Genomic DNA, 25,922 nt, shown 5'->3' with positions numbered 1-25,922 from the left:
TCGTTATGGTAAACCGTAAACGGTTGGCAAAACCTCCGATGCTCTACATTACCCAGCCGACGTTTAAACCTGCAGAGGTTTCTATGCAAACAAGCTTCAGAGGAACAAGAAAAGGGAACAACCCAACAGGAGATAAGTCTGCTTCCTCCAGTTTGGAAAATGAAATTCGCAGTCGCAGCCGTGGGGACGTAGAAAATAATGAAACAGCCGTGGCTGTCCAAAACGAGATCGTGAAGAAAGAGGAAAAAAGCGAGACAAAAGAAAATATTACGCCTCGTGAAAGGAGACAGAGGTTTCGAGATATGAGTCTCGAAGAAAAAGTGGACTATTTCTTCCAATTGCCTCCGCAAGTACCTAAGATGAAGTGTGAAGTGATCACAGATGAAGAGCAGTACAGAGGTTACATTCAGAAATACGAAGATGGCATCGTGTACATGAAAGTTTTTCAACGGCCTTTTCAAAAAGAGGTCCCATTTATCGATATTCAGGATATACGATTAATTGGGTTTTAGACATAAATAAAACCGCGCTGCATGAGCGCGGTTTTTTTAACTGCTTATTATAAAGCGGCAACTGCTGGCAGGCATGTAACATGGCAGAAGCAGTTCAAGTCAACTGTAATGCAAATGCCTGAAGCTCTTAAATTATTGCAATTTTGTTCAGCTGGAGATTCAGGATCAAAACGTTTGTGACATCCGTTATCTTCTGCGGAGTCTGCGTTATTTTCAAGCAGACGTTCTGAGAACAATAACTCAAGAATTGCACAACCATCATCATCTACAGATTTGACGCGGAAGAAAAAGCTTCCTTTAACATTGCAATAGTCATCGAATTTTCTTGATCCAAACCCTTTGAAAGGTTTGCAAGTTCCTTTGCAGTAAAGGATGACTGGGACTGTGTCAAGTCCAGTTCCTCCTCCAGTATCGCCCAATAGGTCTGCAATTGACTGTTCGCAACTTGTCATACAATCTGTGAGAACATCGTTTTGAGCATCTACGATATCTCTTAAAATATCGATTACACAACTTCCTGAATCGTAATTTTTACCACAGCTCATTGAATTTTCCCCTTCCCTTACGTATTGACGTAATGTCTTTATTAGAATATGTCTCTGGGTATAGACGGTGTGGGCATTTGGCTTAATTCTTAAAATCACAGAGTTTTTCTCCTATCTTGGGCGTATGACTATACTGAATAAGGCGAATCACCATAGATTAACAGTGACTTTTAATAAGGAGATGAATCGAATGTCTGAAAAACATGAACAAAAAAGGGTTATCCATGTCAAAGACCTTGTTATAAAAGCAGATAACGTGGTTATCGAGCCGCAGCGTCATCATGACAATCAAGATCGTGTCGACCCTTTCTTCGGTGGTCCGCGCCGTAGAAATGAAGAGGCTCAGGAAAATAACGTACGTGCTGAGAACGAAAATGAATCCAACAATGATCATCGTGGAGGATTTTCCTGGATCTAAGCATAAAGGGGCCGCTACGTTTAAGTAGTGGTCCTTTTTTTACATAAAGGAGGAGGAATAATTATGAATTTAAGCTGGCTTGAACTATTCATCTTTGCGTTAGCTAGTTTCAGGATTACCCGTTTAATTGTAGAAGACACAATTATGGAATGGCTGAGAAAACCATTTATGGTGACAACCGTGCATATAAATGACCAAGGAGAAGAGGAACAATGGATCGAGCCTAATGGCTGGATAGGGGAAGGTCTGAGCTGTTTTTGGTGCGTTGGGGTATGGGCGTCTGCTTTTGTAATCATCATGTACATTTTTGTCCCATATGGCTGGCTGTTGGTATTGCTGTTCGCGATTGCCGGGATGCAAGCGTTGATCTATGGATGGAGTCAACGGTATTTATGAGTAAGCCAAAACCACTCCACCAAATCTTAAAGGAGATTCACGAGGAAACAAGCAAGTTTAATGGAATCATAAAACAGCCGGAGAAAAAGTTAAACGGCTGGGAAAATGATTTTAACGCCTGGGAGAAGCAATTCACTAAACGAATGGGTGAATTAGATAAATTCATTTCAAAACAAATGGGAAATATCGAGAAATTTTTTGAATAAGAGGAGCTAGGTTTGTTTCCCATCATTAAGGGTATGGTAGAAAAAAGAGGAGGAGAGACCATGGGATATATTCTGCCAATTACACATTTTCAATATAATGATTACCAGCAGAGAAACGTTCGTAAGGAAAGATCTCCTTTTGAATTGAACCAAGTATTTAAAGCAACACTGGACAGTAAGTTAACAGATCAATACAAAAAACGGGAAGAAGATCGCAAACAATTTCAAGAGCTGTCCCCGGCACTATACACTCCTCATCATGTGCATATGGCAAGTCAAAAACAACAGCCGGAACAGAAAGAACAGGTTTTTTCACGGTTAACAGGAAAAGGCAGAAACTTTAGCGAAAGTATTTAAGAAAGAGCTAAAGGGAGTTATTCTTATGTCTTTTCAGAAGATAAATGAACATTGCTATGTTTATTATGGAACAGTCAATATTGGTTACATCACTAAGGGAGATACCGGTATGCTCATCGATGCCGGTATCGATCAGTCATCCATAAAAAAGGTGCTTAAAGAACTTCGCAGCCGGGAACTTCCTTTAACGCACCTTTTTATTACCCATGCCCATACGGATCATTATGGGGGAGCAGCCTATTTGCAAGAACAATTTCCGTTACATACCATTGCCCCTGTATTTGAAGAAGCAATTTTGGCCAATCCTTCCATTGAGCCTTTGTATTTATTTGGCGGAAACGATCCGCTGCCTGAGCTGAACAATAAGTTTCTGCAAGGGAGGCCTGTAAGAATAGACGAAGTAGTTTCAGAAGAGAAAATAGAGGCAGGAAATCTAAGCTTTGAGGCATTATTACTTCCCGGCCACAGTTACCATCAACTGGCAGTACGGTATCAAAAGATCCTTTTTGCAGCGGATGCTTATTTTGGAGTGAAAGTACTTCGCAAACATAAAATTCCCTACGTCACTGATGTACAATCAGCAAAAAACAGCCTGAAGCGGCTGCAGTCCTTGGAGTGTGAAGGTGCCGTTCCCGGTCATGGAAAATATGAAGAGGACTTCAAAAGCACGGTACAGGCAAATTTAGATTATCACGATCAATTGTTGGCTTGGCTGCACATGTATATAACAGAGCAGCAAGGCGGGGCAACGCATGAGCAGATTGTGGCTGCCATGTGTACAGCATTTGAGGTAAAAGCCGACCAGCTCTCGCAGTGGCTGTTATATCGAACAGCTGTCACCGCTTACGTACTGGCTTTATTGCAGGAGAACGTAATTACTGACCAGATTGATCAATTTCACTGGGTTTTTTACCCGTTAGAAAGGGAGAACAAATAACTGCTCTCCTTCTTTGTACTCGGCATAAAGAACTTTTTTTACGTCTGTAATTTCCTGAAATTGCAGCTGCTGCTTCAGCCAATCTTCATCAAATCCCGCTTCTTCCAGGTTGTCCCACAACACTTCTCCATCGCTGATCATTGTCATTGGAAGCGGAGAAGACTTAAGAGGAATGTTGAGATCCTCTTTGGTGGCGTTCTGCTGGGCAGGTTTTTTCATCACTGAAATGGTTCCGTCCGTCTCTAAAACCGCATATTCAACATCCTGAACCGAGAATACACTTTTGGACCGCAATAAATGCTGGAGCTGATTGATGTCTAAATTGCTATTTTTCAATTCATCTCTCATCAATCTGCCTTTATGAATGACAAGAGAAGGGCGCCCTTCCAGAATCCCCCGCGTTCCTTTGTATTTGTTAGTAATGAACTCAGTCGAGTAAATAAGTATTCCCCAGAGAATGACCGCGAAGCCTATCTTGGGGATTCCAACTTTATCATCATAAAGAGCATTTCCGACAAGCTCACCAAGAACAAGCGCGGAAATAAAGTCAAAGGCCGTGATTTGAGTAATCTGCGTTTTACCAAGGACCTTCGTCAAGAGAAAAAGAGCAGCAAACCCAAAGATCGTTTCAACGCATATTCTTGCATATTCCATAGTTTCTCATTCCCCGTTTCCTAAGCTGTTAGCCATTGTGGTCAAGAACTATGGAAAATATACAAAAACACCTGCTCTATTCAGCAGGTGTTAAGTCATCGTTTTAAGCATGGCTACATGGGGAATACCAGCATCCATAAAAGGTTCTGATACCGTCTTGTAGTCCAGAGACTTATAAAAACTTTCTGCATGCGTCTGCGCGTTTAGCTTTACGAGCGAATAGTTTTGGTTATGAATAACCTCTTCCATAAATTGAATCATCTGCTTCCCATATGAAAGTCCCCGCTTTTCCACAAGCACACAGATTCTTTCAAGCTTGCCATAATCACCTGCAAAACGAATTCTAGCAGCTGCAACCGGCCGGCCATTTTCGTAGCCTACCAGGTGCACAGCATCTTTATCATATTCATCATGTTCCAAATCTTCCGGAACTTTTTGCTCCTCAATAAAAACGAGACGCCTAACAAGAAAGGCGTCTGTCTTTTGGTCAGGTTGTTCAGCAACGAAAATCTTCACTCTATTGCTCCTCTTGACCAAGCCGGAAGGTTTCATATACGCTCCAAGCTCCGTTTTCAAGCTGGTACAGCAATTGAAAGCGATCGATGGTATCGTGAAGATCGAATTTCAGCATGCTTAAGCTTCCGTGTACGTCGGAAAATTCCTCATCTGAAAGCTTTTGGGCAATGGTGATGTGAGGCACAAAGGAAAATTCTTTAGCACCTGGCAGATTCTCTGAATGAAGCTTTTCGTTTAAGCTTGCAATTTCCTCAGAATTTTCTACCTTTAAATAGATAGTGTTGGTTACTGGGGAAAAAGTGCTCGCTTTATAAATAGCGATAGAAAAGGGGTCGGTATCTTTGGCAATTCTTTTTAATTCAGGAATGATTTTATTTTCAATCTCTTCTTCATCCGCTTCAAAGGCTTCCTTCATTGTGATATGTGGCGGAATAAGCGCATAATGGGGGTCATATCGTTTTCTGTAAGAATTCGCTTCATCTTGAATTTTTTTGGATGGAAATATTGCTATTCCGTATCTCATTTGCGTGGTCCCTCCTGAATGTATTCTTATCATTCTAGTTCATTACTTCCCAAACATAGTGAGCAGTGCACGTTTGAAATCCTGTTGCCACGGTTTCCAAGTATGCCCGCCGTCGAGCTCATAATACGTGTAAGACACAGGCTTTTGATCGAGCACTTCTTTTAAATGACGATTAGGCTCTAAGAAATTTTTACTTTCGCCGGCTGTTGTCTCTACATCTGTTTCCTCAATTCCGATCGTGTGGTAGATCGTAAGTGAAGATAAGTCTTTGGCAGAGTCCACAATTTCAAGCACGTGCTCATCGACATAGGGGCTTTGCATAATCACATTTCCAAATAAATTTGGAAATTTAACCGCTGTCATTAAAGCGAGTGTGCCTGCTAGGGAATCGCCAACCAGCGTACGACCGCTTCCTACGTGATAACCCGGCAGGTGTTCATCAAGAAAAGGAACAACCTCGCGGATAAGAAAATTCACATAGTCTCCCTGCTTGCTGCCATCTGGATGGTACTTGTCTTGACGATCATACTTATCATTATAATGAATCCCTACAAAAATCGTATTCTCTATTTCTTGATCAGCGTGCAGTCGATCACTTAATGTGGCGGCACGACCCATTTGAAAATAGTCATTCCCATCCTGCATAATACAGAAATGGTACTTATATAATGGAGAGAAATGATTGGGGGTGTAAACTTTCAGCACCATCGCTTCATTTAAGTATTCGCTGTTAATCGTATAATCAGTCATTGTTCCATCTCTACCCAAATTCGACCACCTTCCTGCAGGTACGGGGTTTTTTTGAAATACCCGTGATAAAATCAATATAAACTTAACATATCTATTTTATCATATAATTGTCAAAAAAGTAGCACAGATATCTGGAGGAATTGACAAAATATTTCGGTAAGATACGTTTATAAAAACCCCCACGAAAAAAATCAAATCATCCGTTGACAATTATCGAAAATCATTGTATATTATTACTTGTCCTATTCAAACCCATGAATCGATACATATTCGTGATTCCGTAGCTCAGCTGGGAGAGCGCCACCTTGACAGGGTGGAGGTCGTTGGTTCGAGCCCAATCGGAATCATCCATACAAAGTGCCGGAATGGCGCGGTTTCTCATCCACGGAGAGGCCGCGTCATTTCTTTTATTTTAAAGGAAAGTGGACCGATCGTGGACCAAATTTAATTTTTACTTTCCTTCCGGCTGTAAAAAACTTCATCCATTTTACTAGCTGCTTCTTGGTCTGCTGATCTTAAAGCATGGCCATACGTATTCATCGTGATTCGTATATCTGAATGTCCCAATCTCTCAGAAATAATTTTTGCGTGAATACCTTGATTAATTAACGTAGTCGCAGAAGTATGTCTTAAATCATGTAATCGAATGAATCGTACATCTGCCTTTTCAATAAACCTTCTCCACCAAGTGGTGGGAGTGGTGGGGTAAAAGTGCCTGCCATTTTCATTACAAAATACAAACTCATGATTTTTTTCTTCCCAAAGATCTCCTGCTTTTAATTTTTCTTTTTTCCAAAGTAGGTAGTAATCCTTTAATTCAATGACTACCGAGCTAGGCAGAGAAATTATTCTGTTAGATGTATTTGATTTTGGTTCCTTGATTACTGGCCGACCTTTAATCCCTCTTGAAACTACTTGTTCAATTTCAAGTGTTTGGTCCTCAAAATTGATATGTTTCCACTCTAGCCCCAATAGTTCTCCCCGTCTCATAGCACAGGCAAGCGCTAAGGATAAAAAGAGTCTCCAATGGGGAGGCTGTGTTTTGGCTATTTCAAACAATTGTTGTACTTCGTGTGGTTCATAGACATTTACTTTACGTTTTTTCGAATCTTTTGGCCGTTGTACTGAAGAAACAGGATTCTTTAATATAAGCTCCCAATCAGACGCTCTTTGAAGAACATTTCTAACCACGCGATACACGTACTGAATAGAGCCTGGGGATAAAGTAGTTTTGTTTTCTAATTCGTGTATAAAGTTTAAGACATGAATAGGTTTGATACGGTCTAAGTGATAATCGCTGAAATAGGGGAGGATATGGTTTTTTAGATGTCCCTTATATACATCTAAGGTTTGTTCGGCTAAATTTTTCCTGGCGTATTTCTCTTCCCAGTCTTTAATAAAATCTTTGAATATAATCTTTCCTGGTGTCACGTATTGTCCAGCTTCGACTTCCATTTTAAATTTTACTAGTTCTTCCTCTAAATGATTTTGTAATTTTCTTTTGGTCTTTAGAAGAGATTCATCTACTTTAATTGTCTTCCTTTTTCGCTTCCGTCTACCTTTGCCGTCATATCCTAATTCCACTGTTAATAAATAGGAATTTTCGCCTCGCTTCTGATAACTACTCATGTGCGCCACCTCCTAACATTTATATTAATGAAGCACTTTTCCGAATTTGGTACAATCTGAACGCCTACTAATCTGATACAGACGTTCTTCGCACAATTCATAGGAAATCTTAAAATCTAAAGCCCATCGATCAATGAGTTCAGGGTCATTGATGTCGTACCGCCGAATCATATGATAGGGAAGAGCTGCATATAAAGTGAAATGTCTGGCATCGCGTTCCTGCAGCTCCCGAAAAGCTTCAGGCATCATTGACTGCTTTCCCACATGACGAATTGCGTGACAGAGTTCATGAAAAAATTGTTCTCGTTGGTGTACTTGAGAAGACTTTGAATTAAGAACAATCTCCTTATAACGACCAAACCTCGCATAGTGAGGGTCTTTGGGCCGATAGTTTATGAAAATCTCATGCTGCATCGCTATTTTTCTTATTTTGAGATCCACTGGATAATGAAATTGGTGCTTTATGTACCAGTTAGATACCCAATCTTCTAGGTCTGTTGTTGTGTAGTGAGGGAAATTCATACTATTCACCGTCCTTAGAGAACAGTATAAGAACATTTGTTCGTAATTTGCAATCGATATTGCTTATTATAGGTAATTAATACCAAAATAATTGGAATAACTTAAAATTTTTGGAAATTATTCGATATTAGAGTCGTGTATAAATTATTTCAAAAGGAGAGGTTTTATGAAAAAGGTTAGTTTTTTAGTACTAGTATTAATCGCATTTCTTGCTTTTACTGCTGGTAACAATGTAAGTGCTCTTGGAGAAGGATCAATTTCTCTAAAAGGAGAGTTAGGAAAACAGGATAGCCTTCAACAGAATCAAGGGAAGCTGAGTTTGCTAGACAATGAAAGTAAACCGGTAATAAAAAAAGACCTAAAAGGTAATGAGTCTCAAGTCAATAAGAAAAATCTAAAATCATTGCAACAAAGTGTGAGTACTCAAGCTGAGAACGATTCACCTAATACTGCGGGTCTTATTGAAATAGGTAATGTCTACACAGATTACATAACCGAAGAAGGACAGGCGAAATGGTTTGCTTTTCAAAATGATAGTCCAGGCAAACTTACTGTGATCATGCAAACAGTCCAATCAGCAGATGTAAATTATGATTTACACTTGTTTAAACTTAATGAAGAGACTATGACTTTAGAGGAAGAAACAATTTCAAGTTACGGACCACAAAAAAATGAACAGATAAGTAAAATAAGCGAAGGGGGAACCTATTATATCGCTGTTAATTCCACTAGTGGTTTTAATGCTGATTCTCCTTTTGCTTTATTAGTCCAAAAATCTACATCATATGATCAATCAGAGCCAGATGATAATATTTGGCAAGCACCAGCTTTTCAAAATAATATTTATACTCAACAGACAATTGACAATGGTTACGACATGGATTGGGTAATCTTACAGGTAGATGAAGATAAAACTCTTACCGTCAATTTGAATAACCCTGGTTCCTCAGATTATCAATTAGATTTCTTTGACACTTCATTAAATCCACTTGCAGGTCTGGATGACAATACTAATTACTCTATAAACTTTACTGCAGGAACTTATTTATTAAGAGTACAATCCACTTCTACGAGTTTTGATGCTAACCAGCCTTATACATTGGATATTAAGGAACAAGCTCAAGCAACTGACGTAGTAATTACTAATGTTGACACTGACGACAATGTGGAAGGTTATCTTGATTACGGATATGGAGATAAATACAGAATAGAACATTTCATGAATATCTCTGGACAACTTTTTGATGCTGAAGGAATCGCTGTTCCAAATGCAAATGTAGAAGTTAGTTTCACAACGGTGTTAAATGAACTTGTCTACCATAAATCAGGAACAACAGATAGTAACGGAAATTTCACTATAAAATTCCCTAAAATTCAAGAAGCTGTAGGTGAGTACGGATATAATAACTCAGTCAGTTATCATTACTTTGATATTATACCGTTAGAGGTTTTTTCTAATGGAAATAGATTGAACTCTAATGAGGACACTCTTTATCATTTCGCATACTCTGTTTATCGACCACACTAAAACGGAGGGATCCAAGATGACGAATCCAATAGGTTCTTTAAGTCACAAAGTGCTCGATTTAAGTCAAGTTAGACAATATCAAGCAAATCAATTAAATACAAACATAAACAATGCGAATACTATCAAATTGGATCGACTGACTTTGTCAGATGCTGTGGGAGATATAGAGAAAAGTAGTAACCAACAAAAGCTTGAAGTGTCCATTGTAAAAGAAAAAAGTGAAATAGAATTCGAAGACTTCTTCCAGAGAATCATTGAAGGTAGTAATGAGCTATCAAAAGAAGAAAAGAAGAATGTTTCTACAATTATACAAGATACGATTAAAAAAAATGAAAACTACTTTGATAGTGGATGGACAAGTAACACCGCAAGTATGTATCATATTCAGACTAAAGAAAAGCTCCAATTGATTTCAGGAAAGTTACTTCCTCAATCAATGAAAGAGGAAATGGGGAGAGCTATAGAAAAATACACCGATCATAAATTGGAGCAAACTGTTAACGTTTCATTAGAAACCTACCAAAGAATTTATGAAAAATACAAAAATGATGACGGGCCAATGGGGAGATTTGCAGACCAATTAAATGGGGCCATTCAAGAAATTGAAGAAGGGAGCCATATTACTCAAAGAGAACAAATGCAATATGAATCTCTATATTCAAAGCTTAATGATTTGGATGCTGCTTCTTTCCGTCAATCCTACGAGCGGGTAATGGCAGGGTATGCAGAGATCCAACAACAGCAGCTTGGCGCACATTGGAATAATACAAGCCGAACCCAAACGGAAATGAATATTCGACGTTTGCGAGATGACTGGAATAACTTCGTTAATAACATGTCTTCCTTAGAAGGGTATCAAGTATATTCACATTCAAGCTCAATATTGGATAATAAAGTTTAAAAAGTAACGTAACGAGAAAAGGTCGTTAAAAGCACTGGTATTTATGCCAGTGCTTTTAATTTTAACGATGAAATTGAAGTTTGTAGGTTGACTTTGAATTGAGACTTTAATACCAGAATTAGTTTAAAATTGGATTTGTTTATGCAGCAAGAAAGGATTAGTGTATCTCCATAATGGGAAAATCCTATTTAAAGTGAATGTTACAGGAACGTTTGTTCTTGTAATTAGAATTATTTTTGATATGTTTGTAGAAAGGAATTTTGCAAAAAACATAGAATAGTAATATTTATGGGTTTATTACCAAAATTACTCAATTTAGGAGGTATTTATAATGGAAGATTACTACCTGAAATATGACTATTTTAAGAATATTAATTTGGAGGATTCCTTTTTCGATTCTTTGAAAGGAGATTACGAAGGTTTTGAAGACTGGTTTCAAAGAAAGGAGAATAAAAAAGCTTACTTCTATGAAGATGAAAAGGGAATCCAGGCTTTTTTATATTTAAAAGAAGAAAATGAAGAGCTTTCCGATGTAGAGCCAGTAATGCCGCAAAAAAAACGGATTAAAATAGGTACATTAAAAATTAATAGTCATGGAACTAAATTAGGTGAAAGGCTAGTCAAAAAAGCGCTGGATTATGCTAGCAAGAAAAATATTTTTGAGCTATATGTCACAGTCTTTCCAAAGCATGCTCCACTTATAAAATTGTTGGAAAAGTATGGTTTTGAACAAGCAGGTAATAAAAATGGAGAATTAGTGCTCATTAAAAACTTACAAAAAATAGTTGGTGATGTTTTTAAGGACTATCCGCTTGTCAAAACAGAAGGAAATTCGTTATATTTATTAAGTATATTTCCTAAATTTCATACTTTACTATTTCCAGATTCAATCTTAGACAACGAGACTTACGATGTTCTAAATGATGTTTCATTTACTAATAGTATAAGAAAAATTTACATATCTTACGCACCGTTATCAAAAGAAATAAAACCTGGCGATGTTATTCTGATTTACAGAACAAAAGATAAAAAAGAAAAAGCACCTGCTGAATACAGGTCTGTAGCGACTTCTTTGTGTGTAGTTAGTGATATCAAAAAGAAGAGTGATTTTAAAAGTTACCAAGAATTTGAGGAATACTGTTTAAAGTATAGTGTATTCGATGAAAAAGATTTACCGGGGTTGTTCAAAAAGAATAATATGGTCGTTATAGATATGACTTATAATTTAGCGCTTGAAAAGCGAGTAATCAGAAGGGATTTAATAGAAGAGTGTGGCATAGATCGTAATCGAAATCAAAGATGGAGTATACTTAAATTAAATAGGGAACAGTTAGATAATGTCATAGAATTAGGTGGTATAAATGAGAGTTTTGTTATCAATTAAACCAGAGTTTGTGGAAAAAATATTTAATGGAGAGAAAAAATACGAATACCGTAAATGTATTTTTAAAAAAAACGACATAGACACTATAGTTGTTTATAGTACTAAGCCGGAAGGTAAAATTGTAGGCGAGCTTAAAATTGAATCAATCCTAAAGGATAAGATAGATGACCTATGGGAAGAAACTAAGGATTTTGCGGGAATAGATTATGAGTATTATAAACAATACTTTGAAACTAAAGAAGAGGGATATGCCATAAAAATCAAAGACATAATTAAATATGAAGAACCAATTTCCCCATTTCTAAGTGATGAGAACTTTAAAGCTCCTCAGTCATTTATGTATGTAAGTTAATAATAGGACACAGTTAATTTTAACTGTGTCCTATTATTCCATCAACAAAGTTTATGATCTTTTGGGTTTGGTTTGAACTTGCGTTGTATACTAATATTGGTATATCCAACTCTTGAGAGATTTCTGTAGCATATTTCTTTTCTTCTTCTTGCAGCCAATGGAGTGTGCTTACATTATACGAAGCTTTATCTCGTTCCAATAATCTTTGCTGTATTTTATACAATTCGTCCTCAAGAACTATTATCCCTTTTAAATGTAGATGAATAAAGGTTTCTTCAGGAATACGAAGGGGTTCTTTATTTTCACCTAATAAACAAAAGTGACCATCTAGAATGAGTTGTTGGGACGACAACTTTGAAATAGCATTAAGTAGAAAGTCTTGATTATTGTGACTATCATTTTCTGAAATGATTTTTTCATCTGCTAAGATTCCTTTTCGCTCCATTTTTATTAAGGAGCTTGATGAATAATGATTAATATTTATCTTTTTTTGGATTTCTTTAGATGTCCATCCTTTACCCACCCCGTGAATGCCACCAATAAAAACAATATCTTTCAACTTTATTCCTCCATTTTTCAGCTACCTACTATGAAATTAATAATAGTATTGCACCTGTACTAAAAGATTTCCTTTTCTACAATTTAGAAGGTTTGCTTAAAATGCTCATTCATACGGACTCCAGGAGCGACTTTAAAGCTTTTGCGAAAACCGAATCCCAAATGAATTACCTCCTGCTATTAAATAATATTGAGCTTTTTTACCTAACCAAGTAGGAGCAATCATGCCAAACCTACTAATCTATATGATAGACTGGATTATAATAATTTTCCATATAAAGATTATTTTTCATAAATGTAAAAGGGAGAGAATCTGATGAAGTTATTTGCTAATACATAAACAATGAGATTCAGTAGTTGTTGTACAAAAGACGCTAAACGAAATTGATCAGAAGCTTAGTTCCCAATAAAGAGTGATTATGGAGGGAAGATTAGAGGTTCTTATCCTTCCTAATGTGAGCGATTAACAGTTTTATTTGTTACATTACATAGTTTGGAGGTATTAACATGGACAATGCAGCTTTTATTGCAATTTTTTCAAGTTTTATTGGAGCCTTAGTATGTGTGATGGTAGCGGTGAAAAGAAACAAATATAAAAAGTGAAAATTTTTAATTAGCTTAACGATTCTATGGAATCACTTAGGATATAATTCAGCCTAACTGCCATTCAGAGGGTGTGAATTATCCTCTTAGAAAAACACCTACCTAATTCAATTTTTGGTAGGTGTTTTGGTTATTGTTATTATTATTACTCTTTTCATTATCCACTTCTTTTTACTTCCATCATACGGACTCCAGGAGCGACTTTAAAGCTTTTGCGAAAACCGAATCCCAAATGAATTACCTCCTAGATAAAATTTCATATGCAACCTTAATTTTACTAATTTTATAGTATAATTGAAATGGTCCATAAAGATTAAAAAATATGAATTTGAATTAGAAAGGTGGTTATAGAGTGGGAAGAAAAACAAAAAATAAGAGAAAAAATGATCAAATTGAAGAAGTGACTAGAATGGCATTAGTAATTATAGCTTTGTCAGTATTTTTACTAACAAAATCTCTAACGATTGCAGGTGTAGTTACAGTTATCAGCGTTGTACTCATGATCATTGTGGTTCTTTACCGTAGGTCAGTAGAAAAACAAAAAATAAAGGCTTCTGGGATTGGGGAAATTGATCGTATGAAAGGTTCCCAGTTTGAGAAGTATCTATCCGTTTTGTTTCAAAATTTAGGATATCAAGCAAAAGTTACTAAGATTAATGGTGATTACGGTGCTGATTTAGTGTTGAAAAAGGACTCAAAAGTTATAGTGGTACAAGCCAAACGATATTCAAAGAATGTAGGGATTAAAGCTGTACAAGAAGTACATAGTTCTCAAAATTATTATAAAGCTCAGGAAGCATGGGTAGTAACCAACAGCGAATACACAGTAGCACCTAAAAAACTTGCTCAAACAAATAATGTGAGGCTTATCGATAGGGTGCAGTTAGTAGGGTTAATGCTTAAAGTAAACAGAAAAAAGGACACTGCAAGTAGAGTTAGTTGAAAATTGTATTTACTGACATTCATAAGGGAATGATGACTTTTCTAGTTCATTCATGGCCTATTTAATGATGGTTAGTGTTGGGATATATTTCATCACTAAAAACATGCCTTAATGCACATACAACGATGTTCAGGAGTTGAGGAGGATGGGAAAATTATTAACGATTTGGAAAGATATCAAAGGAAATGTAGGAATCATTGAATTGGTTGATGGGATTTTTGATCGATCATTTTATCCAGTTGTGTTTTCCTCAAAGGATATGAGCGGATACGAAATTATTGGAAATCGTTGGTACACTACATACACAGGTGCAAGGCAGTTTTTTAGAGCAAAAACAAGTACATATATTGTGAAGGGAAGAATGATAAAGGTAAATCTTGGAGCGTTTATTGAGCGCGAATCTTATAAAGAGAAGTGCTGGATCACAATGTCAAATTAGACTTCCATCAAAACAACTACCACGGCTGCATTAATAGGAATCTTAATAAATGAAATATGGAGGATGAGTAATGAAAGCAATATTATTTGATTTCAATGGAACGTTAGCAATAGGGGTGAAATGGCTGCCTAACTATCAGGCAAAGGAGTTTAGTGGGGAACGCAATCATTCAAACTGTAATTAATTTCACTAGTGTTATTTAACCCCATTCAAGTAAATGAAAGGGAATTAATTATAAATTTTGTTAGAGATGAAACAGGAAATCAAATTAATGATTTCCCGTTTTATATTGCAATAAGCAAATTATTATTGACGTTGAATTTTTCTCGCCTATTTATTGATCATTTTAAAGTGAGTCCTTCGCTAGACTATCATAATATCTTTTGGTTAATTCAGAATGTAAGAAATCATCGTTGAGAAGTTTTACAAATAAATTTTTAGATTTCTTCGAAGTTAGTAAAATTCTGCTACCTTCTTCGTTAAATCGAAATTTTCCATTTAGACTTGGATAATCTTTCACAAATTGTATAATTGTCTCTCCAGGTATGTTTCCCAAAACAGGTGATGAGCTATTAACTTTGGTTAGCTTTCTTGCAAATGAAATATCGTCTTCTACTAATTCAATTAAATCTTCAGGGTTTTCTAAAATTTCATTTCCATTTATTGTTTCAATACATTTTTTTGCTTTCTTTTCAATAATATCGTGGAACCCGAAAAATTTCTCTAGTACCTTAAGTTCGTTAATAAAAAGTGTAGAATCTACTTTGAAAATGTCAAAAGACGGGCTTATTTTTACGATATCTTCATCTAAATTTATAAATCTTGTATTATTTTTAAATCTAAATTTCATAAGGTTAATTCCGTCTTTTCTTATTAAATTAATAGGATAATTTTTCTTGAAAGTTATGATGCTATTCTCTTCATGAACTAACAATATCATAATACTATGCAAGCTCTCTAAGCTGTCATCAGAAAATGAGAAGTTTTTTATTTCATCATTTACTTTCACTTCATTGACAATAGTTAGATCTTCAGGTACTTCCTCTAAATCATATTCATAAATCACGTTATTTCTGTCATCAGAATTTGAAATAGATATTACACTTACTTCATCATCGTTTACTAGATTTTTTTCGAAATTATCAATTATTTGTCTCGTGGTTTCTTTTTGAGCAGACTCTTCCAAGTCGACAAATCTTAGTATCGTATTCTCATTTTCCTTTAAAACAAAGTATATTTCTGCTAGTATGCTTTCTTTGTTTAAAATGAACTTATTTAATATTTTGCTTAAGTCTTTTTTATCCATTTTCGACCCTCACATAATAGATATTATCGTTAATCTCTTTATAACTGACTTTCATACCTCTTTTTAGCTTTTCTCTGGAAATAATAACAAGGTCTTCTCGAGTGTTACTTTCTCCTCCTCTATAAAAAATTCCATCTACTTTATAAATTCGATAACCTAAGAGTGCTAATGAAGGATTTGCGTAAAACAAATCTGTTTTTATGTATATACCACCAATTGTAACGAGAAGTATAATTAAAACAATAACGTACTTAATTTTGCTTAGATCAAATGCTATTAAAGGAACAATATATGTCGAAAGGAAGGTGAGGTGTTCATAATTAATATTTTGAATCTTATGTATCTTAAAAGGAGTTCTATTACTTCCACTTAACTTATATTTGAAGCGACTAGCGAAAATAATCCCTAAAATAAGTAAAAAAAGTGAAGAAACTGGAAGGATGTTCATTTTTAATAATTCGACAATTCCAATAAATTTCCAATCCTTCTTAAAATAGAGAGGAATATCAATTGTTACTATGAAAATTAATAGAAAAAGTAACCAAAGCGAGATAATATATAGTTCTATTTTTTCCCATTCAATTTTTCTGTTTTCTATATGAGATCCTCCTCTATAATCTGTAATTGCATATGAATAGCTCTTAACCAATCACTAAGTTAATTAAAAGAATGCTCTTTATTAATAAATTTTCCAATTTGTTCAAATTCGTCAAATACTTCTTCAGCCCCTCCTTTGAGAAGTGTATTTCGATCTTGGACTCCCCAACTTACTCCAAAAGCCTTAATTCCTGCATTTAAGGATGAAGATAAATCTTTAAGGTCGTCACCAAATGAAATTACTTCATTCGCCTTTAGTTTTAAAGCCTCTAGGCATTTTATCATTGGTTCAGAATGTGGTTTTCTTTTAGTCACGTCATGATAAGCAATTAAGCAATCATAATTAATATGATGAAACTTTAATATTTTATAAGCATATTTACGAGGTGCCATAGTGACTATCCCTATTTTCACCCCTTTTTCTTTACAAAATTCCAGTAAATCATTAGTACCTTTGTATAAATAAGACGAATTCAGACTGCTATAACAGCTATTCCAATCTCTTCTGTCTCTAAAGTTTTTTAACGCAGTGGAATCTACTAGAGTTTCATCTAAATCAAATATTATTCCTTTTAGCAATGAAAAAACCCCTTTTATTACCATTTGTTTTTTATTAAATCAAATACTTCATTTATTGATAGGCCGAGCTTTTTTGCGTAATAACATAAGTCAGATATTGCAACTTCTATAGAATTTTTGTCATAGTCGTCCATAGCTAGATTACTTTGATTAAATAAATCTACTTGTTCGGATTCAGTTTCGTTGTCTATTAATTTCTCTTCTTTTAAGAGTGTGGACATTAAGTTGTCAAGTTTTACATAATCTTCTTTATCATTTAAAACAATTGCACTATTATCAGATATCATTTTGCTTATCCCATTGTAAACTGTAATATTCTCATAACCTTTTTCAGAGGGAACTGGACAAAATAATATTCTCTTCTGTTCTTTTGAAAACTTAATTGTATGTTGAGTACCACCTTTGATATCAGTCTGTACTGGACATACTCCTAAACTCATCCCACTTTGCAATCTATCTCTTTGCACAAAGCTTGCTTTAAATGGTCTTTTACCAGGAGCATATTCAGACACTAGAAGTCCGTTATTAGCCACAATTTCCTCAGCAAGAGCCCGATTTTTTGCCGGATAGACTGAATTTTGATCCACCCCTCCAGGTAATATAGCTATTGTTATACCTTTTGCTTCTAAAGCACCTCTATGGCCAGCAGAGTCAATACCTTCAGCTAACCCACTTACAATCGCATAATTCATTCCTACGAATGCAGAGGCAATTTTTGCGGCTGCATTTCTACCTTTTGAAGTAGCTTTTCTAGTTCCGATTACCGCTATTTTCTTTTGAATATTTAACGCATCTAAATTTCCTCTGCAATACAATATAGCAGGCGGATCTTCAATCTCTCTTAGTTTTAAAGGATATCTACTATCAGTAATTGATATTACTTCAATATTTTGTTCTTTATATTTCTTAATTTCATGATCGCTCTCAAGAATTAGCTTTTTTAAATACTCCTTATCTTGAAGAGAGTTTACTATATTTGTATTTTTAAGAGAAGTTAAAAGGGATTCTTTATTTAAGTTTAATAAGCTATTAAAACTTAAATTAGGATCCAGCTTATATAAATTTATTAATGACTTTGGTCCAAGCCCTTTTATTTTTGTCATAGATAACCACAAACTTGTACTCAAGATAAAACACCTCTAATCTCTCTTGGTTTTCCCTAGAGCTAAAGTAAATACTTGTCTAGCGCCAGCTTGTAGCAATAAATTTTTACAAGCTCTTAAAGAAGTACCTGTTGTTGTAATGTCATCAATAAGTAATACTTCTTTATTTATTATTAATTTATGATTTACTACTTTAATACTATTATAGTGGACCTGTTCATTTCTGGGACCACCAAGTGCTGCTTTTTGGATGGTTTGATGTCGATCCAGACAATTTGTTGCATCCACTCTGTTATTTGATGCTAGTTTTTGTACTAACTTTCTTATACCAGAGTTTTTATTTTCAGAATTTGATGAGGGAACATAGCTTAGAGGTATTCCTTCAATTAGTTTTGGATTGATTTTTTCGTAGAAATAATTAATCCCATTTAATTTTCCTTCTTTGACATCTAAAATCAACCCACTATTTCTATCAAACGATTCATTTAAACTACCATCATTATTTCTATATGGAAAATAATTGTGAACTTTAATTAGAGTATCTTCGCTAAAGTTTTTGTGTAAAAATACCATGATTTATTCTTCCCCCTATAATCATATAGTACCATTATAGGGTAAAAATGGATTAGTTTACAGGTATTTTTACTTGTTATTTTACTATTAATTTCTATTTTCTCCAATTTCCTTAGACTTTTGAACCAGATATTGAAAATAACTCTCCAACTCGCGAATCTGCTCCGGACTCATCGATTTCCACTTCTCAATATCGAAGAACGACAAATCGTCGATTTCGTACTTATCCAAAAGTTTGTTGATTTCTTTTATTGAATCAAATTCCTCTGTAACGATATCATCTTTTGAGTTAAAAGATCTCCCGAACAAGTAATCGATTGAAACTTCGAAGTAATCTGCGATTTTTTTAAGAGTCTCGTAGTCGGGTTGCCTAGAACCCGATTCATACCTAGATAGTTGCACGTTAGATACTCCAAGTGCCTCAGATACCCTCTTTTGCGAAAGGTTGTTATTCTCACGTAATTGTTTAATCCGTTTTCCAATAATATTCAAGGAAGATCTTCCTTCCAAAAGTATTCAATATATCTTTATTTTATCATTCTTACCGAATTGGTAAAAAAATATTTCCGAAACGGTAATTTTATGTTTACTTTTCCAATATGGTAATATATAATATGAATTAAGTTACCGTATTGGTAACAAGGAGGTGATTACGTGTACGACCAAAAGGTTGATTTAGAGAAAATCAAAACGATTAGAAAAAAGAATGGTATTTCGTTGGAAAGGATGTCCAATCTTCTTGGATATAGCAGTCCTAACGGTTACTTTTATCTAGAGTCAGGAAAGAGTAAATTTCCAGCTGAAAAGTTGGCTATAGTCTCCACCGTCCTCGGTGTACCAATTGAAAACCTTTTTTTTAAACAAAAAGTTACCAAAATGGAAACTAATGAATCAGGGGAGGTGATCTAAATGAAAATTAAAGACCTACTTTTCAATAGTTTGGCCGCCAATAAATTGGCGACCAAAAAAAGTCCTGATCATCCTAAATTGGAAAAAAGTTTGCCAAAACAGATTTCATCACAAAGATTAAAGAAACTTACTTCACAAGAGTAAGAAAATCCTTTGGATCGTAGTCATCCGGATCAAATGATTTAAGTAAACAAGCAATGAAAGTTGATTGACGGACGGACTCTACAGCCATCGCGGTTGAATGAGCTCTGGTTAATTCTTCACCAGTTAATCCCTGTTTTTTCAATTCATTGAAATGGTGATTAGATGCTTCACTCAATCTTTCGTCAATCATTCCTTCTATTAGCTGCTTGTCGATTGTTTCGAATAGTTCTTCCGCATCTTTTAAAAATGACATTTTTCTCCCCCTTTCCACTAAATCCATTCGATAGAAGGGGAGCAAAATCCTGTTTAGGAGGTGACCTAAATGAACCGACGTACTATGACTGTCCATGAAGCAGCTGATTACTTAGGCGTATGCAAAGATACTATTTACACCATGGTCCGCACCGATGAAATACCACATTTCAGGATTCGTCGAAGAATCTTCTTTTCACAGGAAACCATCGACGCGTGGATTCGAGATCAAGAATCTCAAGTAGAACAGCATCAAGTGATCTAACTTCATGATATTCCCATTTATTCAATAAAGAAGGTACAAAAAACGGTACAAAAAAGGAGTGTTTCACTTGAAGGAAAGTAGAGTGGCGAGAACGTTGAAAGATACACGAGCAAAAATGGGGAGGTCGCAAGAACAGCTCTCCATGGATTTCTTCCAATCGAGAGAGTCCTTAAGTAAACAAGAAAACGGGGAGCGAAGAGTGCAACCAGGTATTTCAAGGCGATTTATTGAGAAGTATAACGATCCCTGGATTGCTCTAGAGGCTGCCAATGAATACATCGGATGGGGGATTACTCGATTAGATGGGCCAGCGGTGGATAATCATCGTTCCTCCGTGTACTTAAAGCTTGGAGAAGAGATGGAAGAGGCACTGGAAGCTATGAAAAAGGTCAAGCTTATGAATCAGCCTCAATTTATCCAGTCCTTTGAACTGCAGGACATTGAACGCTCGGCCCAAGAGTTTGCAGATGTCATTCACGCTTCCACGATTTACTTGGCAACTCTCTGCCAAACCTACAACCTAAGCTGGCTGGACATTTGGGAGCATCACCAAACGAAATTGAAGTCGAGAGGATATGTGATGGCATGAAGGAAAACTACTTACCACAGCATACAGCCCAAGCCGTTAAAGAAGAAAAATGTTTTTGGAAAATGCTTGAGCGTATGGAAAACCAATTTGTTCAAGGCAATTTTGATGAAGTGACTCGATCAGCTATGGATGCTCTTTCATCCATGAAGCAACTGGAATTTATGAGACATCAAAAGCAGCATCAAGAATTAGCTTCTCATCTCCAGAGACAGGGAGAACTTAATAAAGTTATTATCGATCTCCAAAAGAAAGGCATTCTGAAAGCTCAGGTGAGGTGGCCGAATGAAAAAGGTGGATAAGCTTGATGTGATTTACATCGTTCTTTGGATCCTTAGTCTATCATTCTTATATTTCGCTATGAGCCAAGCTTAAAAAAAGAAAGGAAGTTTTCAATGAAAGCACTAGGCATTATTCGTAAATTAGATGAGTTAGGAAGAGTCGTTATTCCGAAAGAAGTCCGTGATTCCCAAGGGTGGGAAACCAAGCAAGCTATGGAGATGTTTATGGATGGAGAGGCACTCGTGATTAAGCCTTATGGAAAAACAGAAGAGAAGCAGGAAGCTGTGAAAGAACTGGAGATACTCAAAGATCAGGTCAATGAGGAAGCCAAGCAGAAAATAGAGGAAATCATTCAGTTTGTTCAAAAGTAAAAAGCCCCTCTGGCTAGGGACCAGAAGAGCTTATATGTTTAGGGGAAATATATGTTTCATAAATAAACATACCATGCATGTTAGTCGCTAGCAAGGTACCAAAGGAGGAGATAGAAAGGAAGCAAGAAGGGGATATTAGACCGAATAAACACGACAGGTTCAGCCTGTCGTCATGGACAGGAAGGTTTTTACTCGCCGATTCACCCTTACACCCTTTCTTTTTCCTTCCTGTCTGTGACGATGCGCTGGCATCAGAAAGGTGGTGAAAGTATGAATCATCCTGTAACCGACCAATTGCAAGCTACTGGCGTTCCAGTGAATGTTCTGGAGCCAGGTTTCTATGGAACGGATGCTCTTGGAAATGAGGTGTTTGAAGGGGATCCAATTTATGTGGTCAACGATGAGTTTTTCCTTAAGGAAGCGTTAATCTATGAATCTACTCAACTCCTAGAACTCTTAGGAGCAGAAGAAAAAAGGGCATAAAAATGAACCACGCTGCAACGTGGTTCTTAAGAAAGTAGTCTACTACTATTATGCCATGAACATAAAAGGAGGGCAATGATGGGAGTTAAAGCGTTAGTGCTGAAAAGCACAACTAACCTTGAACATGAAGAATGGTTGAAATATCGAAACAAAGGCCTTGGAGGTTCTGATGCAGGAGCCATTGCTGGCTTAAATAAATGGAAGTCTCCAATAGTGGTGTATATGGAAAAGATCGGAGAAGCTCCGGACACCAAACCAACGAATGAGGAAGCAGCCTACTGGGGCAATGTGATGGAGGAAACGGTAGCTAAAGAATTTACGCGGCGCACTGGATTAAAAGTGCGTAAGAGGAACGCTATTCTGCAGCATCCTGAACATGAATGGATGCTTGCCAATGTCGATCGTTTAATTGTCGGTAAGAATGAAGGTCTGGAGTGTAAGACCGCGAGTGAGTATTTAAAAGACGAGTGGGATGGTGAAGAAGTTCCAGGCGCATATTTGCTCCAATGTCAGCACTACATGGCGGTTACCGGTGCAGATGCCTGGTGGATTGCCGTCCTAGTCGGTGGAAACAAATACATCTATAAGAAAATTAAACGAGACGAGGAACTGATCGATTATCTCATCTCTATCGAAAAGGATTTCTGGAATGAGCATGTAGTTAAACAAAAACCTCCAGAAATTGATGGCTCCCGAGCTTCCAATGAACTGATCAAAGCGATGTATCCGGATTCCGATCCTGAATTGGAATTAGAGCTGGATACAAATGCGGAGCAGCTGCTTCAATCGTTGAATCAGATGAAGGATGAAATGGACGAACTAAAGACATTGAAATCGAAATATGAAAATCAGTTGAAGCAGACGTTAGGTGATGCAGAAAAAGGATTCACCAATCAATTTATCGTTACTTGGAAGTCACAGGAGAGAAGAACAGTAGATTCCAAGCGTTTGAAGAAAGAGAAACCCGACATTTATGAAGCTTATTGCAAAGTATCTAAATCACGACCTTTGAAATTTAAGGAGGCGAAATAATGGCAACGAATAACTCTACCAAGCAACAGTTAGCAAATCGAAACAAGAACCAAGCCGAATCCAAACAGCAGTCTCCAGCCAATACGATAGCGGCCTATCTAAAAAAGATGGGTCCTGAAATTGAGAAGGCTCTTCCTCAGCATATGGATGTAGATCGAATGGCTAGAATTGCACTGACGACCATTCGAACCACTCCTAAATTGTTAGAGTGCAAGATTCCTTCCTTAATGGGAGCGGTTATGCAGGCAGCACAGTTAGGACTGGAGCCAGGGCTGATTGGTCATTGCTACATTATTCCTTATGGCAAAGAAGCAACCTTCATAATCGGTTATAAGGGCATGATTGATCTCGCCAGACGTTCCGGTCATATCGAAAGCATCTATGCCCAAGTGGTTTATGAGAATGATGATTTCGAGTATGAATTTGGATTGGATCCTAAGCTTGTCCATAAACCTTCACTGGGAGAACGAGGAGATTTTGTAGCTGCTTATGGCATTGCTAAATACAAAGATGGAGGTTTTCATGTTGAGGTCATGGGTGAAGGAGACATTGAAAAGATTCGTAAACGCTCGAAAGCATCTAACAATGGACCTTGGAAAACCGACTATGAAGAAATGGCTAAAAAGACGGTGATTCGCCGGATGTTCAAATACTTACCGATTAGCATTGAGATTCAGCAGCATGCAAGCCAAGATGAAACGGTTCGGAAGGATATCACCGAGGATGCAGATTCGGTGTATAATCAGGAGTTTATTGATGTGGAAAGTCATGAGGATCCCGAAGAGGAACCAAAAGCAGAGGAAACGTCAAAAGAGTTAACTCCAGAGCAAGCAGCGATGGAACTTGAATAATGAAACGCAGCATTCCTATTCCCTACCACTTCGTGTGGATGGTGGAAAGCCATGAACATCCTGGAAAGTCATTTAAACGTTATGTGGAAGCCTATGTCAGGCACAACTTTCAGGGATGGGAATTGGTGAAAATAAAAGGAATGAAAGGGCTTATCAGAACGAAACACTAGGGGGTGCAACGGTGCCCGATCTGTTTTATTTTCCGATCTATGCTGGCTTGTTAAGCGAAGAACATCGAGAACGAATAGGACCTGCTCTTTGGGAATTTCTTTGGTGTATATCGAAAACCACGAAAGAAGAAGGAACGACGGGCACCGTCCTCGGTGGCAAGCCCATTGGTTACCAGGAAGTTGCCAAGGAACTGGGAGGCAGCAAATCGACCGTCAAACGAAATTTTGAGCGATTAGAGAAAGAAAAATACATCTCCTTAAAACGAACGCCCTATGGACATATCATTTATGTTCATAATTCGAAAAAGTTTTTAAAGAGTGCCAAGAATGACACGGGTGCCGAATATGGCACGGGTGCCAAAAATGATCAGGGGGGTGCCATATTTGGTCGGGGGGGTGCCAAATATGGTCACTCTAATAAAGATAGAGAAGTTGATAAAGAACTAGATATAAATACTACTACTACAACCGCGCGCGACAATTCCTTGGACGGTGACGGGACGCCGGAAACCGTGATGAAAGAAGTATCTCCGTATCAAGTTGAATTGATCAATCATTATTTGCGCCTAAATAGCCAAATGCATCATGACGCGAAGGATGTAGGGGCTGCAAAAGAAATCGAGCAAGCCCAGGTGCCTTTAAAGCAAGCGAAGGAATGGGTTTCTGCGTGCTTTGAAGACTTTAACCGAAGGCGGAAGCATAAACGCCAGCGGATCCATAACCTGGAGTATTGCGTTGGTTTCGTCCTGGACAAGCAATTCGAGGAAAAGGAAGGTGACGCTGATGCAAAGCATTCAAGAGGCTCTCCAAGACCCTCGTTTACAAGAACGGCTGGCAAGAGCGCGGCAGATGTCGAGAGACAGAAAGAAGCTGCAAGGCGAGCCTGGGGTTGAGTTTGAGTGTCAGGATTGCAAGGACACAGGTTCCCTTGTGGAGATGGTGTACGACGAAAAAGATGCTTTCAACCGTGGGGCAAAGCCTATATATCGTCCCTGCCATTGCCAGGAGAGAAAGCATCTAAAAAACCGATTTAAAAACGCGCTGATCCCTGAAGAGTTTGAACATGCTCGTTTTGGTAACTATCAGCAAGATGCTGAGGTGCAGCAGACGCTCTTCCAAGCCATTCAGAAGTACTTACAACAACTTCAACAGATTATCGATGACAAGCAGGAAATAAACAGCCTAGGATTTATGGCCATTTATGGCGAGAGCCTAATCCGAGAAATGAGCGGAGAGGATCGTTATAGCTTTAAACAAAAGCACAATAATTTTGGATTAGGAAAAACACACCTGCAGATGGCAGCAGCTAAGTGGATCATCAATAAGATCCTTGTGCGAGATGAAATTGCTCCTGGCCAGAAGTCCAAATTTGATCGAGGATGCCGTGTCCTCTGTGTATCGGATGTGACGTTCATGGATGATTTAATCCAAGCCAAGATGATGAGAGACGAGGGGAAAACCCTTCGTGACCTTCTCCATGGAGCGTTTAGTGTGGATGTGCTGATTTGGGACGACTTAGGAAAAGCCAAGTGGTCGGAAAGCAAAGAAGGGCTCTACTACCAAATTATTAATGAGCGCTATAGGCATAAGAAGCCCATCATCTTTAGCTCTAACGAAGACCAGGGGACCTTAAGCGATAAGATTGGCTATGCAGCTGCCAGCAGACTTTTTGGAATGACCGGTGGAACGGATCACTTTCTCTACGAAGTCGAAGGGGAAGATTTCAGGTTAAGAAAGGAGCGATAA

The 25,922-nt window shown here is 37.2% G+C and carries 38 protein-coding genes and 1 tRNA gene; 24 read left to right on the top strand and 15 right to left on the bottom strand.

The window, feature by feature from the left end; translation table 11 throughout:
* The first annotated feature begins 5 nt into the window (after positions 1-5).
* Complete coding sequence (locus tag MUN89_RS16015; RefSeq protein WP_244708772.1) at positions 6-512, top strand: CotO family spore coat protein; 507 nt, start codon at positions 6-8, stop codon at positions 510-512.
* Positions 513-559: 47 nt separating this feature from the next.
* On the opposite strand, the gene MUN89_RS16010 is transcribed toward MUN89_RS16015, so the two are convergent.
* Positions 560-1,057: a CotY/CotZ family spore coat protein gene (locus MUN89_RS16010; protein ID WP_244713869.1), complete on the bottom strand. Its 498-nt coding sequence runs from the start codon at positions 1,055-1,057 to the stop codon at positions 560-562.
* A 190-nt stretch (positions 1,058-1,247) separates the two neighbouring features.
* On the opposite strand from MUN89_RS16010, the gene MUN89_RS16005 reads away from it, so the two are divergent.
* From MUN89_RS16005 to MUN89_RS15985, 5 genes are all read left to right on the top strand, one after another.
* On the top strand, positions 1,248-1,475 hold the full coding sequence (locus tag MUN89_RS16005; RefSeq protein ID WP_244708771.1) for a hypothetical protein: 228 nt from the start codon (positions 1,248-1,250) through the stop codon (positions 1,473-1,475).
* A gap of 63 nt (positions 1,476-1,538) precedes the next feature.
* Positions 1,539-1,871 carry a DUF1360 domain-containing protein gene (locus tag MUN89_RS16000; RefSeq protein ID WP_244708770.1) on the top strand — a complete coding sequence of 111 codons (333 nt, stop codon included), beginning with the start codon at positions 1,539-1,541 and terminating at the stop codon, positions 1,869-1,871.
* Positions 1,868-2,077 carry a hypothetical protein gene (locus MUN89_RS15995; protein WP_244708769.1) on the top strand — a complete coding sequence of 70 codons (210 nt, stop codon included), beginning with the start codon at positions 1,868-1,870 and terminating at the stop codon, positions 2,075-2,077. The genes MUN89_RS16000 and MUN89_RS15995 overlap by 4 nt, the downstream gene beginning before the upstream one ends.
* Before the next feature lie 60 nt (positions 2,078-2,137).
* On the top strand, positions 2,138-2,434 hold the full coding sequence (locus tag MUN89_RS15990) for a hypothetical protein (protein WP_244708768.1): 297 nt from the start codon (positions 2,138-2,140) through the stop codon (positions 2,432-2,434).
* A 25-nt stretch (positions 2,435-2,459) separates the two neighbouring features.
* On the top strand, positions 2,460-3,371 hold the full coding sequence (locus MUN89_RS15985) for an MBL fold metallo-hydrolase (RefSeq protein WP_244708767.1): 912 nt from the start codon (positions 2,460-2,462) through the stop codon (positions 3,369-3,371).
* Here the strand turns inward: MUN89_RS15985 and MUN89_RS15980 are convergent.
* From MUN89_RS15980 to MUN89_RS15965, 4 genes are all read right to left on the bottom strand, one after another.
* A complete protein-coding gene (locus MUN89_RS15980; RefSeq protein WP_244708766.1) occupies positions 3,351-4,025 on the bottom strand; it encodes a DUF421 domain-containing protein in 675 nt (224 codons plus the stop codon). The genes MUN89_RS15985 and MUN89_RS15980 overlap by 21 nt on opposite strands.
* A 90-nt stretch (positions 4,026-4,115) precedes the next feature.
* Entirely contained in the window at positions 4,116-4,541 is a 426-nt protein-coding gene (locus MUN89_RS15975) for a GNAT family N-acetyltransferase (RefSeq protein WP_244708765.1), read from the bottom strand.
* Position 4,542: 1 nt separating this feature from the next.
* Positions 4,543-5,064, bottom strand: a complete 522-nt coding sequence (locus MUN89_RS15970; RefSeq protein ID WP_244708764.1) for a YjcG family protein — start codon at positions 5,062-5,064, stop codon at positions 4,543-4,545.
* Between the two features lie 42 nt (positions 5,065-5,106).
* A complete protein-coding gene (locus MUN89_RS15965; RefSeq protein ID WP_244708763.1) occupies positions 5,107-5,832 on the bottom strand; it encodes an alpha/beta hydrolase in 726 nt (241 codons plus the stop codon).
* A 256-nt stretch (positions 5,833-6,088) separates the two neighbouring features.
* Between MUN89_RS15965 and MUN89_RS15960 the strand changes: the two genes are divergently transcribed.
* Positions 6,089-6,161 (top strand) — tRNA-Val (locus MUN89_RS15960).
* A gap of 97 nt (positions 6,162-6,258) precedes the next feature.
* Here the strand turns inward: MUN89_RS15960 and MUN89_RS15955 are convergent.
* Positions 6,259-7,398, bottom strand: a complete 1,140-nt coding sequence (locus MUN89_RS15955; RefSeq protein ID WP_244708762.1) for a tyrosine-type recombinase/integrase — start codon at positions 7,396-7,398, stop codon at positions 6,259-6,261.
* Positions 7,399-7,467: 69 nt separating this feature from the next.
* Complete coding sequence (locus MUN89_RS15950; RefSeq protein WP_244708761.1) at positions 7,468-7,965, bottom strand: ImmA/IrrE family metallo-endopeptidase; 498 nt, start codon at positions 7,963-7,965, stop codon at positions 7,468-7,470.
* A gap of 166 nt (positions 7,966-8,131) precedes the next feature.
* On the opposite strand from MUN89_RS15950, the gene MUN89_RS15945 reads away from it, so the two are divergent.
* The 4 genes from MUN89_RS15945 (at position 8,132) to MUN89_RS15930 (ending at position 12,130) form a co-directional block, all read left to right on the top strand.
* Positions 8,132-9,493, top strand: coding sequence for a carboxypeptidase-like regulatory domain-containing protein (locus MUN89_RS15945; RefSeq protein WP_244708760.1), 1,362 nt, complete (start codon positions 8,132-8,134; stop codon positions 9,491-9,493).
* A gap of 16 nt (positions 9,494-9,509) precedes the next feature.
* Positions 9,510-10,394 carry a hypothetical protein gene (locus MUN89_RS15940; RefSeq protein WP_244708759.1) on the top strand — a complete coding sequence of 295 codons (885 nt, stop codon included), beginning with the start codon at positions 9,510-9,512 and terminating at the stop codon, positions 10,392-10,394.
* A 331-nt stretch (positions 10,395-10,725) separates the two neighbouring features.
* Complete coding sequence (locus tag MUN89_RS15935) at positions 10,726-11,778, top strand: GNAT family N-acetyltransferase (RefSeq protein ID WP_244708758.1); 1,053 nt, start codon at positions 10,726-10,728, stop codon at positions 11,776-11,778.
* Positions 11,756-12,130 (top strand): ASCH domain-containing protein, encoded by a 375-nt coding sequence (locus MUN89_RS15930; protein WP_244708757.1) that lies wholly within the window; start codon positions 11,756-11,758, stop codon positions 12,128-12,130. Before MUN89_RS15935 ends, MUN89_RS15930 begins: the two co-directional genes overlap by 23 nt.
* A 19-nt stretch (positions 12,131-12,149) precedes the next feature.
* Here MUN89_RS15930 and MUN89_RS15925 read toward each other — a convergent pair whose 3' ends face one another.
* A complete protein-coding gene (locus MUN89_RS15925; RefSeq protein WP_244708756.1) occupies positions 12,150-12,689 on the bottom strand; it encodes an ATP-binding protein in 540 nt (179 codons plus the stop codon).
* A gap of 954 nt (positions 12,690-13,643) precedes the next feature.
* Here MUN89_RS15925 and MUN89_RS15920 point away from each other — a divergent pair.
* Both MUN89_RS15920 and MUN89_RS15915 read left to right on the top strand, forming a co-directional pair.
* Positions 13,644-14,234 (top strand): restriction endonuclease, encoded by a 591-nt coding sequence (locus tag MUN89_RS15920; RefSeq protein ID WP_244708755.1) that lies wholly within the window; start codon positions 13,644-13,646, stop codon positions 14,232-14,234.
* 145 nt (positions 14,235-14,379) lie between these two features.
* Complete coding sequence (locus MUN89_RS15915) at positions 14,380-14,673, top strand: hypothetical protein (protein WP_244708754.1); 294 nt, start codon at positions 14,380-14,382, stop codon at positions 14,671-14,673.
* Between the two features lie 346 nt (positions 14,674-15,019).
* On the opposite strand, the gene kwaB is transcribed toward MUN89_RS15915, so the two are convergent.
* The 6 genes from kwaB to MUN89_RS15885 form a co-directional block, all read right to left on the bottom strand.
* The gene (gene kwaB / locus MUN89_RS15910; RefSeq protein ID WP_244708753.1) at positions 15,020-15,979 is read right to left on the bottom strand and encodes an anti-phage protein KwaB; all 960 of its coding nucleotides are present in this window, start codon (positions 15,977-15,979) and stop codon (positions 15,020-15,022) included.
* The gene (gene kwaA, locus MUN89_RS15905) at positions 15,972-16,628 is read right to left on the bottom strand and encodes an anti-phage protein KwaA (RefSeq protein WP_244708752.1); all 657 of its coding nucleotides are present in this window, start codon (positions 16,626-16,628) and stop codon (positions 15,972-15,974) included. The genes kwaB and kwaA overlap by 8 nt, the downstream gene beginning before the upstream one ends.
* 8 nt (positions 16,629-16,636) lie before the next feature.
* Complete coding sequence (locus MUN89_RS15900) at positions 16,637-17,155, bottom strand: HAD family hydrolase (protein WP_244708751.1); 519 nt, start codon at positions 17,153-17,155, stop codon at positions 16,637-16,639.
* A 17-nt stretch (positions 17,156-17,172) separates the two neighbouring features.
* Positions 17,173-18,282 carry a DNA-processing protein DprA gene (locus tag MUN89_RS15895; RefSeq protein ID WP_244708750.1) on the bottom strand — a complete coding sequence of 370 codons (1,110 nt, stop codon included), beginning with the start codon at positions 18,280-18,282 and terminating at the stop codon, positions 17,173-17,175.
* Positions 18,283-18,294: 12 nt separating this feature from the next.
* Complete coding sequence (locus MUN89_RS15890; RefSeq protein ID WP_244708749.1) at positions 18,295-18,831, bottom strand: ComF family protein; 537 nt, start codon at positions 18,829-18,831, stop codon at positions 18,295-18,297.
* Between the two features lie 87 nt (positions 18,832-18,918).
* Positions 18,919-19,323, bottom strand: coding sequence for a helix-turn-helix domain-containing protein (locus MUN89_RS15885; RefSeq protein ID WP_244708748.1), 405 nt, complete (start codon positions 19,321-19,323; stop codon positions 18,919-18,921).
* 162 nt (positions 19,324-19,485) lie between these two features.
* Between MUN89_RS15885 and MUN89_RS15880 the strand changes: the two genes are divergently transcribed.
* Together MUN89_RS15880 and MUN89_RS15875 are read left to right on the top strand one after the other, a co-directional pair.
* Positions 19,486-19,740 carry a helix-turn-helix domain-containing protein gene (locus tag MUN89_RS15880; RefSeq protein WP_244708747.1) on the top strand — a complete coding sequence of 85 codons (255 nt, stop codon included), beginning with the start codon at positions 19,486-19,488 and terminating at the stop codon, positions 19,738-19,740.
* Positions 19,741-19,884 carry a hypothetical protein gene (locus tag MUN89_RS15875; protein WP_244708746.1) on the top strand — a complete coding sequence of 48 codons (144 nt, stop codon included), beginning with the start codon at positions 19,741-19,743 and terminating at the stop codon, positions 19,882-19,884.
* Here the strand turns inward: MUN89_RS15875 and MUN89_RS15870 are convergent.
* Complete coding sequence (locus tag MUN89_RS15870; RefSeq protein WP_244708745.1) at positions 19,868-20,137, bottom strand: hypothetical protein; 270 nt, start codon at positions 20,135-20,137, stop codon at positions 19,868-19,870. The genes MUN89_RS15875 and MUN89_RS15870 overlap by 17 nt on opposite strands.
* A 69-nt stretch (positions 20,138-20,206) precedes the next feature.
* Between MUN89_RS15870 and MUN89_RS15865 the strand changes: the two genes are divergently transcribed.
* The 9 genes from MUN89_RS15865 to MUN89_RS15825 all read left to right on the top strand — a co-directional run bounded on the left by MUN89_RS15865 (position 20,207) and on the right by MUN89_RS15825 (position 25,922).
* Complete coding sequence (locus tag MUN89_RS15865) at positions 20,207-20,401, top strand: helix-turn-helix domain-containing protein (protein ID WP_244708744.1); 195 nt, start codon at positions 20,207-20,209, stop codon at positions 20,399-20,401.
* Positions 20,402-20,468: 67 nt separating this feature from the next.
* The gene (locus tag MUN89_RS15860; protein WP_396266037.1) at positions 20,469-20,990 is read left to right on the top strand and encodes an XRE family transcriptional regulator; all 522 of its coding nucleotides are present in this window, start codon (positions 20,469-20,471) and stop codon (positions 20,988-20,990) included.
* Complete coding sequence (locus MUN89_RS15855; RefSeq protein WP_244708742.1) at positions 20,987-21,289, top strand: hypothetical protein; 303 nt, start codon at positions 20,987-20,989, stop codon at positions 21,287-21,289. The genes MUN89_RS15860 and MUN89_RS15855 overlap by 4 nt, the downstream gene beginning before the upstream one ends.
* A gap of 93 nt (positions 21,290-21,382) precedes the next feature.
* Positions 21,383-21,640, top strand: a complete 258-nt coding sequence (locus MUN89_RS15850; protein ID WP_244708741.1) for an AbrB/MazE/SpoVT family DNA-binding domain-containing protein — start codon at positions 21,383-21,385, stop codon at positions 21,638-21,640.
* Between the two features lie 270 nt (positions 21,641-21,910).
* On the top strand, positions 21,911-22,123 hold the full coding sequence (locus tag MUN89_RS15845) for a YqaI family protein (RefSeq protein ID WP_244708740.1): 213 nt from the start codon (positions 21,911-21,913) through the stop codon (positions 22,121-22,123).
* 78 nt (positions 22,124-22,201) lie between these two features.
* Positions 22,202-23,155 carry a YqaJ viral recombinase family nuclease gene (locus MUN89_RS15840; RefSeq protein WP_244713866.1) on the top strand — a complete coding sequence of 318 codons (954 nt, stop codon included), beginning with the start codon at positions 22,202-22,204 and terminating at the stop codon, positions 23,153-23,155.
* Entirely contained in the window at positions 23,155-24,006 is an 852-nt protein-coding gene (gene recT / locus MUN89_RS15835; protein ID WP_244708739.1) for a recombination protein RecT, read from the top strand. Before MUN89_RS15840 ends, recT begins: the two co-directional genes overlap by 1 nt.
* A 181-nt stretch (positions 24,007-24,187) precedes the next feature.
* Positions 24,188-25,069 carry a helix-turn-helix domain-containing protein gene (locus MUN89_RS15830; protein WP_244708738.1) on the top strand — a complete coding sequence of 294 codons (882 nt, stop codon included), beginning with the start codon at positions 24,188-24,190 and terminating at the stop codon, positions 25,067-25,069.
* On the top strand, positions 24,960-25,922 hold the full coding sequence (locus MUN89_RS15825) for a DnaA ATPase domain-containing protein (protein WP_318036091.1): 963 nt from the start codon (positions 24,960-24,962) through the stop codon (positions 25,920-25,922). Before MUN89_RS15830 ends, MUN89_RS15825 begins: the two co-directional genes overlap by 110 nt.

Source organism: Halobacillus salinarum (genome assembly GCF_022919095.1).
Lineage (GTDB): Bacteria > Bacillota > Bacilli > Bacillales > Halobacillaceae > Halobacillus_B > Halobacillus_B salinarum.
The sequence above is the reverse complement of the archived record's forward strand: the minus strand, read 5'-3'. Positions and strand labels throughout refer to the sequence as shown.